Genomic DNA, 12,547 nt, shown 5'->3' with positions numbered 1-12,547 from the left:
TTTATAGGATTTTTGCTATACTAAACTGTACTATAATACGTGGTGGAAGGAGGAGAATGATGAAAATACTTGTGGTGGATGATGAATCGAGTATTCGTAATTTGATTCGGATGCAGTTGGAGATGGAAGGTTATGAAGTATTGGCAGCGGCTGATGGGAGAGAAGCTTTAGAGAGATGGAATGAAGGGCCGGATGTATTGATTTTGGATGTTATGCTTCCGGATACGGATGGGTATGAGTTGCTTCGTTTGTTCCGTGAGAGGGATAGGGATATTCCGGTGCTGATGTTAACGGCAAAGAGTCAGATGAATGATAAGTTGCTTGGCTTGCAGCTTGGTGCTGATGATTATGTGACGAAGCCGTTTAATTATGCGGAGCTTATTCTTCGGGTTAAGAATATGGCGCGGCGTGTAAAGAAGACGGAGGCGGCTGTAAGTCATGAAGTAATTGAGGCTGGAGAGATAGTGATTTGTCCTAAGGAAAGAAAGGTACATGTGAGTGGACAGGAGATTCAGTTAACGTACCGAGAGTTTAATTTATGTCAGTTGTTTGTTTCAAATCCGCAACGTGTGTTTATGAGGGATGAGTTGCTTGAGAAAGTATGGGGATTTGAGTATATCGGAAATACGAGAGCAGTTGATATTATGGTGCAGAGACTTCGCAAGAAGCTTGGGACGAGCGGAGAATATATTAAGACAATTTATGGCGTTGGCTATAAACTGGATTGTTAAGTGGTGATGGTATGTCTTTAAAACGAAATATGGTGTTTGGAATAGTTGGGCTGTTAATTCCGATTTTTGTTCTTTTATATGCAGTTGTTTATATTACGTTAGAAAAGAATATGTATCATAACGCAGCAGATTCTTTAGAAAAGTTAAGTGTAGAAGCACAAATTTATACGATGAATTACTTAGAGAAGGAAGCAGAAGTGGATACGCTTGGTCCGAATTCACTTTTAATTGCGTCGTATTTAGCGAAGCGTATGGATGTCCGTGTGCAGATGATTGGGAAGAATGGCGATGTTGTTGCAGATACACAAAAAGGAGCATTGCTTCACCGTAACATCGACATTGAGAGTTCTTTGAAGGGAAAGAAGTCTTACGTTTTTGAGGAGGCGGATCCAGCTCCTATTCTTTTGTTTTCAAGCCCGGTTTATTATGGAAACGATGTCATTGGAAGTATTCGTTTTATAAATGAGTTAACGGGTGAGAAGGAAGTTTTAACAAATGTGAGCTGGACGTTCTTAATGACATCTCTTTGTTTAGTAGCTACCGGTATTTTCTTTGCGATTCGTTTGGCGAAGTCTCTTCATAAACCGATTGATCAGTTGAGACAAATGGCACAGAGGCTCGCGAATGGTGATTATAAGAGTAAGATTGAGTTAAATGAGTACGTAGAAATCGCTCAGCTTTCAGCATCTTTTAACGCGATGGCCGATGGAATTGAACTGCATATTAAGCAATTGCAGGAGGAGAAGGAGAAGCAGAAAGATTTCCTAGACCGCATTACGCATGAGCTAAAAACACCGCTAACGGCAATTATCGGTTATGTGGATTTAATTCCAAAGTTACAATCGAAAGAAGATGTACAGGAAAGTCTTCGTTATGTGGCGGTGGAAAGTGAGCGTTTATTATCACTTGTAGAGGAACTGCTTAAGTCTTCGAAATATGGGACGAGTACGTTTGAAGTGTCTCCTACAGTTGTGAATATAAAGGAATTGGCAGAAGAAGCAGTTTCAATTGTGAAACCTCGTCTAAATCAGTTTGAAATTGAAGTGGTAAATGAGTTAACGGATGTACATGTTGTTGCGGATTTTGATAAGACGAAGCAAATTTTCTTAAATGTGCTTGATAATGCAATTAAGTATAGTGATGCTTCGCACATTCGTATGAATGTAATTGTAAATGAGCATGAGGCGAAGGTTTTTGTTCATGATGATGGGATCGGTATAGATGAAGTGGTGCTTGCAGAGTGGAATGAGTCTCCGAAAGGAAAGGCACTTCCTTCTAGTTACGGGAATGGTTATGGTTTGTATATTTGTCAGGAGATTATGAATAAGCAGGGCGGAAGCATGCGGATTGAGAGTAGTGAAGAAATAGGTACTACAATATTCATTACATTTTTGCTTCCGAGAAGGATGGAAGACATAAAAAACTTGAAAGCGGTTAAATGATACATTTATGAAACAATTATGCGGTATTTTCGAAACAACGTTTTTTTATCTTGGAGGTAGGCAGAAATGAAAAGGCTATCATTTCAAATTCTTATGTTTGTCATTTGTATGATTGTTTCTCTTGTTTTGTTTTATGTTATGGAGAAGCAAATCTATAATCGAATCAACATTGTAAATGATAAACAAGCCGTTTTACAAAGGGTGAATGAATCTCTTCCAATTGAAGTGAAAGTAAGACATGAAAAGTGGGGAGAAATCGTTGTAACGGATGAAGTTCGTTTGCATACGATTGTTTCATTCTTTGACCGAATTCGAATAGAGCCGGGGGACGTTAAGAGCCAAGAACAAGTATTTACTGGAGAAGTAACGTACTTGAATGGACATAAGCGTACTTTTGCAGTAGGTGACTTGTTCCAGTATGGGGAAAATGTATACGGAAAGAATGGCATGGATCCGATGATTTCAGCACTTCAAACGTATTTATTAAGCCTGTATTACACGCCAGAGCGTATTAGTGATTTCTTTGCTTCAGCAAAGGATGTCGTAGTACGTCAAGGCGATGTGGTACGTACTATCAATCTTACGCACATGCTTGATTCTATTCGGTACGCAAAGCAAATTACAGATTACGGAGAAATTCAGAAGTTATTACAATCGCAGAATGAACCGATTGCTTATATTACAGCTTATAAAACAGGTAAGCGCGTAAAGAATGATCGTGAAGATATTCTTACGATTTCTGTGTATCCATCGTACTTTGTTGTGCAATATCTCGGTGATAATAACGGAAATGTCATGTATATGAAAGGCTCTCTAGCAGAGTTATTCGTAAAGGAGAATGCGTCATGAGAAAGATAGCCTTTTTCTTCTTTTTGCTAGTAATTGGAGGAGCGATGTCTAGTTGCTCTCGAGATACAACCTCTATTAAATATAGTAAAAATGGTCTCCCTATTTTGGATGATCGTCATATTGTTGCGTATGTAGCGGCTCGTGAGGAAGTTGGTGAAGCGTTACTTTCATCATTTTGTAAACCACGTGGATGTACGTATGAATTTATTCGTCTTTCAACAGAAGAACTTCTTCGTAGAGTGGAAGAAGAAGCTGGAAATCCGAAGGCGGATATTATTATTGGCGGTACAGTAGATGCGCATCAAATGATGAAGCAGAAAAATCTTTCTATTCCTGTGATAAGCCAACATGCAAATCGTATTTCAAAAACTGTTAAAGATAAAGATGGTTATTGGTATGGTTATGAAGTGGAGAAGCTGGCAATTGCGATTAATAAAGAGCGGTGGAACGAGGAAATAGCGCCGCTTGGTCTCTCGTATCCGTTAAGATGGAAAGATTTATTGAATCCAGTATATAAAGGAAAGATTGTCATGCCCGATCCAAATGTTTCAGGTACAGCATATACGTTTTTCCAATCACTGATTGATACGTTAGGTGAAGAGGAAGCGAAGGGATATGTGAAGAATCTGGCAGAACAAGTTGGAGAAGTAACAGTGAATGGTTACATCCCAGCAGAACTTGTTGCGAGCGGTGAATATATGATAGGCATCAACTTTATGGGAGATCAGAGAATGCTTCAAAAACAAGGCTTTCCGATTTTAAGTAACGAACCTGAGCAAACAGGGTTATCTGTTAATGCGATTTCGAAACTAAAACGTGCACCGAGTGGTATTATTGCGGATTTATTTATTGATTATTGTTTATCAGAAGAAGCGGGGCATATTTTAGAGAAAGTGTCGTTTGGCGTACCAACGATGTTTGCGAAGAATGAGAAAGAAATAGAAGGACAGCCGGTTAGAAGGACGAACCAAAATATATCAAATAGCGGAATAATCGAGATATGGAATAGACAGCGTCTCTCTCTGAAGTGAGAAAAGGAGACGGAAATATATGTTTAAATGGCTCAAGCCAGCACCTGCAATTGAAAGATTGCCAGCGGATATGATCGACCGTGTATATCGATTACTACGTATTCGTGTGTTAATCGGGATTTCAGTTGGATATGCTGCTTATTATTTAGTTCGTAGTAACTTTACGTTATCAAGTACGTATTTAGTACAAGAATATGGTTTTAGTACAGCTGAAATTGGTCTACTAGGCTCAGTAATGGCAATTGTTTATGGATTTAGTAAGTTCTTTATGGGTAATTTATCAGATAAAGCTTTCGCCCAGCGCTTTATCGCAGTCGGTTTATTCTTATCAGGGCTTGTAAATATTTGTTTCGGTTTTGCATCATCATTTGGGATGATTGTTACATTACTTGTTGTTAACGGTATTGTACAAGGTATGGGAGCGCCACCTTGTAGTATTGTTATGACGAAATGGTTCTCGAAGAAAGAACGTGGTACGAAAACAGGCCTTTGGAATATTTCACATAACGTTGGTGGAATGCTTGTGCCACCACTTGTCGGAATTGGTGTAGGTATTTTCGGTGAAAATCATTGGCAAGGCGGCGTGTTTATTTTTCCTGCGATTATCGCAATGGTAATTGCAGTTCTTGTTTGGATCAATGCGAAGGATACACCAGAATCTGAAGGTCTTCCTCCAATTGATGAGTATCGTAATGACTATGAAAATCTTGAAAAAGCAGATAATGCTAACAAGATGTCACCAAAAGAAATTTTAATGAAGTATGTAGTGAAAAATAAATTTGTATGGTTCTTATGTATTGCGAATGCTTTTGTTTATTTAATTCGTTTCGGTGTTATTAACTGGGTTCCACTTTATTTAACGACAGTTAAAGGGTTTTCAAAAGCAGAAGCGCATGCGGCATATGCAATCTTTGAAGGTATGGCAATTCCAAGTTCATTAATCGTTGGCTTTTTAAGTGATAAATTATTTAAAGGAAAACGTATGCCATTATGTATTATTAGTATGGTTGGAGTTGTTATTGGTACGTTTATATATTGGCAAGCAACTAGCGTACTTGTTGTAAGTATTGCAGTTTCTATTATCGGTTGTTTAATCTATGTACCACAGTTCTTAATCGGTTTAAGTGCGATGGAATTAGTACCGAAATTTGCAGTAGGTACGACAGTTGGTATGTGTGGTCTATTCGGTTATGTAGGCGGAAGTCTTGTAGCTAACGCAGCAATTGGTGTTATTGTTGATAGTTCTGGCTGGGATGGTTGTTTCATCTTACTATTAACAGGTGCGGTTTTATCAACAATCTTCTTATTTATTGTTCAACGTGGACATGAGAGAAAAGATCCTAAAGTAGCGTAATATTTTGTTTGAAAAAGCTATCCAATTATTATTTTGGATGGCTTTTTCTATATAATATAATCTTTCCTTAAATCTATCTTAAAAGATATAATGTCATATTTCTAATCATTGGAATTTTTGTTACAATATAAATGGATGTGTAAAACTTTGTAAAAAGATTGTAATAATATACAATTTATTTTCAGAAAGTTTTATACAATTATGGTATTTATTAAACTATTAATTTATAAAGGGAGAGAGAATATGTTACCAAATACGGTTCGTACTCCAAACAAGAAGAAGAAATGGATTATTATTGGGGTTATTGCACTAATTGTTATTGTAGCGGCAATTAATATTTTTGTTATGCAAGGTAAGAAGAAGGGTGCATCAACAAATGCTGATGCTGTAAGTTTTGAGAAAGTGACAGAGCGTAAGCTGAATAATACGAAGTTAATTTCTGGTCAGGTGAAGCCTGGTAATATTGAAAGCTTCTATGCAGATCCGGCCAAAGGGAAAGTGAAAGATATTGAGGTAAAAGAAGGGCAAGAGGTAGAAAAAGGTACGAAGTTATTCTCTTATGATAATGAAGAGATTAATCTTCAAATGAAGCAAGCTGAGCTTGATCAGAAGATGGCGGATATGCGTTACGATCAAGGGAAAAAGAAGATTGATTCGTTGAAGAAAGAAATTAAGAAGGCGAAAGATAGCGGAGCTGGGAAAGAAGTAACAGATCCGATGGACGAGCAAGTAAACGAGTTAGAGATAGGGCAAAAAACAATTGACCTTGAGAAAGAAAAAGGAAAGTTGCAGAAAGAAGAGTTAAGTAAGAAGCAGAAAGAACTTACGATTTATAGTAATTTCGCTGGTGTTGTTCAAAAGTTAGATAAAGATGCGGCACAAGGCTCATCTCAAGCGTTAGGTGGTCAAGGAAAAGCGTTTTTACAAGTAGCTTCTAAAGATCTATTTCAAGTTCAAGGTACGTTAACTGAGCTTCAGAAGTCACAAATTCAAAAAGATCAAACATTCACTGTAACGGCGAAAGCAAATAATAAGAAGAAGTGGACAGGTAAGATTACAGAGGTAAGTGAGTTCCCAACAAGTGCAGAGATGGCGCAAGCTGGCGGCATGGGTGAAGCAACTCAAAATATGTCTCAATATACATATAAAGCAAGTCTTGATAGCCAAGACGGTTTATCTCCAGGTTACCACGTTTCTCTGCAAGTAAACTTAGAGAATAAGAAGATGATTGCTGTCCCAAGTAAGAGTATTGTAGCAAAAGGCGATGATGCATTTGTTTATGTTGAGGATAAAGGTAAGCTTCGTAAACAAAATGTGAAAAAAGGTTCTACTGATGGGGACTGGACAGAGGTTGTAGAAGGCGTAACAGTGGGGCAAAAGGTGGTTAAAAATCCTTCCGACGATGTGTATGACGGAATGGAAGTGAAAGAGAAATGATTACGTTAAATAATATTGCTAAAACGTATTATCAAGGAAAGTTGGCAGTGCCGATTTTGCACGGTATTAGTTTAACGATTCAGAGCGGTGAGTTCGTTTCGATTATGGGACCGTCTGGCTCTGGTAAGTCGACGCTTATGAATATTATCGGTTGTTTAGATCGTCCAACAGAAGGCGAATATATGCTGAATGACGTGAATATCTTAACAGCAGACGAGTCAAAGCTTGCTTTAATTCGTAATGAATATATTGGCTTTGTATTCCAGCATTTTAATTTACTGCCTCGTCTTTCAGCAGTGGAAAATGTTGAGCTTCCGCTCGTATATGGTGGCGTGAAGAAAGCAGAGCGTCGCAAGCGTGCTTTGGAGGCGCTAGGTAAAGTTGGATTGGCAGATCGCGTGCATCATTTACCAAATGAGTTATCAGGTGGACAGAAGCAGCGTGTAGCGATTGCAAGAGCGATTGCAAATAATCCAACGTTTATTATGGCCGATGAACCGACTGGTGCACTTGATACGAAGTCTGGTGAGCAAGTTATGAATATTTTCACGAAGCTTAATGCAGAAGGTACGACGATTGTTATGGTTACGCATGAAGAGGAAGTGGCAGCGTATTCTTCCCGCCGCATTGTACTGCGAGACGGGAAAGTTACAGAAGATAGAAGGTGTGCGGTATGAGTTTACTAGATAGTATAAAAATTGCCTTATCTTCTATTTTAGCTCATAAACTGCGTTCAGCTCTTACGATGCTGGGTATTATTATCGGGGTAGGTTCGATTATTACTGTCGTTGCAATTGGGCAAGGCGGGGAAGCGATGTTGAAATCAAAATTCGCAGGTTCTGGTGGTAATAACCTTATGCCAATTCAATTTAAAGCAGATATTAATGATGAATTTGCTATAGGTGGATTTGAAATACCGAAGTTAACGGAAGAGGATATTTTGGAAGTAAAACAAGTGAAAGATGTTTCACACGTTATTACAACAAATTCGACAACAGAGACACTTGATGTAAATGATAAAAAAGCAAGGCTGAATGTTATTGGACTTGATAATGAATATTTTGCGGTTAATAAAGTAAAGGTTGTAAAGGGCCGCTCCTTAAATGAATCAGATATTTCTCACGCGAATAACGTTGTGATGATTAGCACAAAAACAGAGGAAACGTTATTTAAGGACGTAAACCCAGTTGGACAAATTATTGAGATGAAGGGACAGCCAATGCAAATTATTGGTGTGTATACATCAGATAATGAATTTATGGGATTTGAAATGGAAGAAGCGTTAATTCCTCTTACGTTATGGCCTGTTTTATATGGGACAGATGATATTCAAAATATCGCAATTCAAGCTAAAAATGTAGACAATTTAGAAGCAGCAGGGAAACGAGCTGTTGATGTATTAAATAGTCGTAAGCCAAGTGAAATCCCAGGTAAATATGAACTGGTGAATTTAAAAGAACTCCAAGAAAATGTTTCTAAAGTAACTAGCATCATGACGATGATTATCGGTGGTATCGCGGGTATTTCATTAGTCGTTGGTGGTATTGGTGTTATGAATATTATGCTTGTATCTGTAACGGAGCGTACGCGCGAAATTGGGATACGTAAAGCGCTTGGAGCAACGCGTAGTAAAATTTTATTACAGTTTTTAATTGAAGCTGTTATGTTAACACTTCTAGGTGGTTTAATCGGAATTGGTCTTGGGTATGGCGGAGCATATATCGTTTCTACATTCGCAAAATGGCCACCACTCGTCTCGTGGGAAGTTGTCGTTGGAGGCGTACTGTTCTCGATGACACTCGGTATTATTTTCGGATTAATTCCAGCAAATAAAGCTGCGAAATTAGATCCAATTGAAGCATTGCGTTATGAGTAATTAATAGTGTAGTAACAATACACATTACCGTTCTAGTGGGCGGTTCGTAGCCTCTATATGAGGAAGTGAACCGCCCGTTAGAACGGGTTATATAAATAGAAGGAGGCGTTATAATGGAAGCAAATATTAATACGCAAGATGTAGTTTCAAAAAAGCCATCATTATTTGGTATGATTACTTCTCCAGGTGAGCAGTTTGAGAGAATGAAGACGAAAAGTCCGGTTTGGGGGGCATTTGTCTTATTTGTTATATTAGGAACGATTATAGCAACAGCAGTGTCTTACTTAACATTAATTAGTACTCCAGAATTGGCAAAAGAATTAAATGGTGAAGCAGGGGCAATGGTAAAAGGATTTACCCTTGGTGGAGGCGCACTTGTTGGTCTATTAGGAACACCTATAGGTCTCTTTATTGCGGCAGGTTTTTATAAAATTATTATGATGTTTATGAGCAATGATACACCATACATGAAAATATTATCGATTTACTTATATGCTAATCTTGTTTATTATATCGGCGGATTGTTAAATGCAGGATTAGGCTTTATTTTTGATGGAAATGGCACTGATGTTTATACAAGTTTAGCTCCTTTATTTGAACAAGGGACAGTAGTACATGGAATTGCCTCTTCAATTGAAATTTTTAATATTTGGAGCCTCATTCTAACAGGACTAGGCTTACACATTGTAGCTGGTTTAAGTAAGAAACAAGCTACGATTTTAATTGTAATCTTCTTTATCCTAACAATTGCATTAGGCGTTGTAAGAGGTTTAGTAAGCGGCTTTGGTGCATAACATATTATTTTAAAAAGGTGACTCTTCAAGAGAGTCACCTTTTTTATTTTTACCCCTATTTCAAATACCACCAACAAAATTTCAAATACTAGCTGGTGTAATTTCAAATTCCGTCGGTAGTATTTGAAATTACTCACAGTGAAATCTTTTCTTTATTTTTATATTGTGAAGGTACCGCGGAATACTAGAAAGGTATACCTTTTAGAAACGGGTACTGTGTGAAGCTAGCCACTTTTAAAGAGGCAGTTGTTTTGTATGAAGGGATGATTGTAAATCAAATAAAGAAATTAGGTATTCGTCAAGATTATGAAGAGTATTATCAATGTGGTTTAATTGGTCTTTGGCATGCGTATGAAAGATTTGATGCAAAGAAGGGGTATTTCCCTGCATATGCACTTGTAACGGTGCGTGGTTATATATTAGAAAGATTGAAGAAAGAATCTACTTTGCAAGAAAGATGTGTATGTGTAGGTGAGTATGAGGAAATCTTTCATTTTGAAGATGTTGAAATAAGAGTGAAGGATTTTATGAGTGTGTTAGACGAGAAGGAGAAGTATATTATTTTTGAACGTTTTTTTGTAGGGAAGACGATGGGAGAAATCGCTTTAGAGACGGAAATGACATATTATCAAGTAAGATGGATGTATCGGCAAGCACTCGAGAAAATGCGCGATAGTGTAAAAGGATAAAAATAGCAAATAGAATGGAAGGTGAGGAAATACTACCTTCCATTCTATTTGTTATTAAGGTGATGAATCTTGCATGTTCATTTGGGATAATACATATCCAGCTTTCCATAATTGCTGACTTAGCTTATGGGAACTAATTTGTATCGTTACGGTAGCTCCTTTTGAAAAATGAATTTTAGCTCGTTTAGCTTTTTTGAAAAACTCTATTGTATGAACATGTTTGAAGAAAAGCCAAATACAATTTGGAGAAGCAGGAGATTCTGTTGGGAAAGCACAAATATATTCTCTATGATTGATCGGAATTGGAACGTTTTGTTTGAATTTAAATTTTGTTTTTACAGCATTACGTCTCCCTTGATAAGTAGAATGAATATTTGTTAGACAAGATTTCTGTATAAGTTGGAGAGCAGTTTGACAGGAGTAAAGATGGTTTCCGCTACTGTCGATAATTTTTGTACGGTAATAAGGGTGTTTACATGGTTCAAGCATCATTGTAGAACTAGAAATAAAAATGTTGTTTTCATTATCCATAATTCTATAGCCTCCCTTATAATTTTCATTCTGAATATAATTATATATAAATTAAGTAAATTTACTGTTAATATTCTATTTCATATTGTAAATTTTGGCTATTCGTTTACAATCAATAGGTGATAGTCTTTCTAATTTGCATCGCTTGTACATATATATGAAAATAGAAAAGAGTAGGCGGTGATATAGTATGAAGAAAAAGTATATTATTATGGCTTTAGTTGTCGTTCTCCTAGTATATTTAGCAAACAGTAATCCGAGTAAGGGAGAATATACAGAATGGGCAGCGAAGCAGTTTATGAAGCGTAATGATGTGAGTAAGAAGCTAGATGAAGTTCAAAAAGAGAATGAAGAGGGTCTTCTTGGCGACTTGGCATCGGCCGGTAAAAAGTTAGCCAAAAAGTATGTTGAGCCACAAGTTGGGTTATTAATTGATCATTATACGAAGCGAAATGATTATATATTCTTCTCAACATATACGACTGAGTTTGATATAGGGGAAGAACATTATAAGTATGTATGCGTCGGTTTTTCAAAGATTTTTATCCCGATTGAAATGCCGAAGAAAAAAGACGAATCTGCAAAATGATGCAGATTCGTCTTTTTCATTTTATAGAGTAATGGGAACTTCAGATACATTTTTTTCTACAAGGCGAGCTCCCTTTTTTCTTGTATTTTCATCAATGGATGAAAATACAGATGAGGCAAGGATTGTATCCATTACTTGATTTACGACTTGTGCATCGATTGGTGTGATGGGCGTATCGATAGAAAAAACGACTGTTTTTCCATCTTCCTTCGCGAAAATCAACTCTAGTACTTGCATGTGTTATTCCCTCCTTTGTATTTATCCCGCTATTTACGGGATTTGGGTCTGCCGGTTAAATTGCGGGCTAATAATCAGCGGGGATGAATAAAATCCCCACTGATCCGAGTTTTACTTTATAGTTTAGAAAGATCTGATGTGCTTACAAGTTGTACAGCGTGAAGCGGTGATGCTTGTAAGGAAGCTAGAGCATCAGCTACATTGTGTACTTGATCTAAGCTCGCATTTGTTTTAACACGTTTAAATTGTTTGCTCTTGAAAACTGTTTTGCCGTTCTTATCTAATCCGTTGTTTAAGACAAGACGTAAAGTTAAATCCATTACGATTGTTTCAATTGCCATGTGTATCACCTCCTTTCACTTTATAAATAGGATGCAAATGTCATGTTTTGGCGTGAAATTTTTTCTTTTTTTTGGTACCCTTAAAAGATTAAGAGAGGAGAATTCTGGATAATGAATCGTAAATGGTTATTTTGGATTCCTGTATTACTATGGATGGGGCTGATTTTCTATTCTTCGGCACAACCATATAAAAAGCAGGATATGCGTTCAGATATTGAACAATATGTAAATGTTGAATTTGTGAAAGAGCATTTTTCATGGGTATCTATCGATTATGGTGGAGGAACCCCTGTTAGTATTGCGAATAAAGGTGTAGGCGGATTTATTGAGTTTTTCCTTCGTAAAGGTGCTCATTTTATGGTGTTCTTTATGCTAGGTTCATTGATTTATTACGCTTTTCATCGATCAGGTTATTCGAGGAAAAGATGTTTTATATATGCCCTTCTTTTCGTTGCGGGTTATGCAACATTTGATGAAATTCACCAATGGTATACGGGAGACCGTACACCAATGTGGCAAGATTCATTGCTTGATACGTGCGGCGGGTTAACGGGGATTATAATAAGTAATTGGTTTTGGAATAGAAAAAAGCGCTAATCTCATTTCGAGATTAGCGCTTTTTTTTGCGGGTAGTAAAACTCTACGT

General features: G+C 37.2%; 15 protein-coding genes. 12 read left to right on the top strand and 3 right to left on the bottom strand.

The genetic code is table 11. The features are described 5' to 3' along the window. Positions 1 to 59: 59 nt before the first annotated feature. The 10 genes from DN407_RS25950 (at position 60) to DN407_RS25905 (ending at position 10,203) form a co-directional block, all read left to right on the top strand. On the top strand, positions 60 to 731 hold the full coding sequence (locus tag DN407_RS25950) for a response regulator transcription factor (RefSeq protein WP_000699553.1): 672 nt from the start codon (positions 60 to 62) through the stop codon (positions 729 to 731). A gap of 11 nt (positions 732 to 742) precedes the next feature. After that, positions 743 to 2,173: a HAMP domain-containing sensor histidine kinase gene (locus DN407_RS25945; protein ID WP_000054027.1), complete on the top strand. Its 1,431-nt coding sequence runs from the start codon at positions 743 to 745 to the stop codon at positions 2,171 to 2,173. Positions 2,174 to 2,239: 66 nt separating this feature from the next. Next, the gene (locus DN407_RS25940; protein WP_098299773.1) at positions 2,240 to 3,022 is read left to right on the top strand and encodes a DUF3919 family protein; all 783 of its coding nucleotides are present in this window, start codon (positions 2,240 to 2,242) and stop codon (positions 3,020 to 3,022) included. Beyond that, on the top strand, positions 3,019 to 4,053 hold the full coding sequence (locus DN407_RS25935; RefSeq protein WP_001225645.1) for an ABC transporter substrate-binding protein: 1,035 nt from the start codon (positions 3,019 to 3,021) through the stop codon (positions 4,051 to 4,053). Before DN407_RS25940 ends, DN407_RS25935 begins: the two co-directional genes overlap by 4 nt. A 19-nt stretch (positions 4,054 to 4,072) precedes the next feature. Then, a complete protein-coding gene (gene pgtP / locus DN407_RS25930) occupies positions 4,073 to 5,407 on the top strand; it encodes an MFS transporter (RefSeq protein ID WP_000477602.1) in 1,335 nt (444 codons plus the stop codon). Between the two features lie 243 nt (positions 5,408 to 5,650). Next, positions 5,651 to 6,844 carry an efflux RND transporter periplasmic adaptor subunit gene (locus tag DN407_RS25925; RefSeq protein WP_149216710.1) on the top strand — a complete coding sequence of 398 codons (1,194 nt, stop codon included), beginning with the start codon at positions 5,651 to 5,653 and terminating at the stop codon, positions 6,842 to 6,844. After that, on the top strand, positions 6,841 to 7,521 hold the full coding sequence (locus DN407_RS25920; RefSeq protein ID WP_000631626.1) for an ABC transporter ATP-binding protein: 681 nt from the start codon (positions 6,841 to 6,843) through the stop codon (positions 7,519 to 7,521). Before DN407_RS25925 ends, DN407_RS25920 begins: the two co-directional genes overlap by 4 nt. After that, positions 7,518 to 8,720, top strand: a complete 1,203-nt coding sequence (locus tag DN407_RS25915; protein ID WP_000054354.1) for an ABC transporter permease — start codon at positions 7,518 to 7,520, stop codon at positions 8,718 to 8,720. Before DN407_RS25920 ends, DN407_RS25915 begins: the two co-directional genes overlap by 4 nt. 113 nt (positions 8,721 to 8,833) lie before the next feature. After that, on the top strand, positions 8,834 to 9,514 hold the full coding sequence (gene yknW, locus DN407_RS25910) for a YknW family membrane protein (RefSeq protein WP_016110989.1): 681 nt from the start codon (positions 8,834 to 8,836) through the stop codon (positions 9,512 to 9,514). 218 nt (positions 9,515 to 9,732) lie between these two features. After that, positions 9,733 to 10,203, top strand: coding sequence for a sigma-70 family RNA polymerase sigma factor (locus DN407_RS25905; protein ID WP_149216709.1), 471 nt, complete (start codon positions 9,733 to 9,735; stop codon positions 10,201 to 10,203). Between the two features lie 54 nt (positions 10,204 to 10,257). Here the strand turns inward: DN407_RS25905 and DN407_RS25900 are convergent, their stop codons facing one another. Further along, positions 10,258 to 10,734 (bottom strand): competence protein ComK, encoded by a 477-nt coding sequence (locus DN407_RS25900; RefSeq protein ID WP_149216708.1) that lies wholly within the window; start codon positions 10,732 to 10,734, stop codon positions 10,258 to 10,260. Between the two features lie 190 nt (positions 10,735 to 10,924). Between DN407_RS25900 and DN407_RS25895 the strand changes: the two genes are divergently transcribed. After that, the gene (locus DN407_RS25895) at positions 10,925 to 11,323 is read left to right on the top strand and encodes a DUF4359 domain-containing protein (protein ID WP_000731405.1); all 399 of its coding nucleotides are present in this window, start codon (positions 10,925 to 10,927) and stop codon (positions 11,321 to 11,323) included. A 21-nt stretch (positions 11,324 to 11,344) separates the two neighbouring features. On the opposite strand, the gene DN407_RS25890 is transcribed toward DN407_RS25895, so the two are convergent. Then, on the bottom strand, positions 11,345 to 11,560 hold the full coding sequence (locus DN407_RS25890; protein ID WP_001197593.1) for a DUF2922 domain-containing protein: 216 nt from the start codon (positions 11,558 to 11,560) through the stop codon (positions 11,345 to 11,347). A 116-nt stretch (positions 11,561 to 11,676) separates the two neighbouring features. After that, entirely contained in the window at positions 11,677 to 11,901 is a 225-nt protein-coding gene (locus tag DN407_RS25885; protein ID WP_149216707.1) for a DUF1659 domain-containing protein, read from the bottom strand. Positions 11,902 to 12,012: 111 nt separating this feature from the next. Here DN407_RS25885 and DN407_RS25880 point away from each other — a divergent pair, with 111 nt between their 5' ends. Beyond that, entirely contained in the window at positions 12,013 to 12,498 is a 486-nt protein-coding gene (locus tag DN407_RS25880) for a VanZ family protein (protein WP_001080709.1), read from the top strand. Positions 12,499 to 12,547: the final 49 nt, after the last annotated feature.

Origin of the sequence: Bacillus sp. JAS24-2 (assembly GCF_008274905.1) — a bacterium.
In the GTDB taxonomy this organism is placed as follows: domain Bacteria; phylum Bacillota; class Bacilli; order Bacillales; family Bacillaceae_G; genus Bacillus_A; species Bacillus_A cereus.
This window is presented reverse-complemented; position numbering and strand designations above follow the sequence as displayed.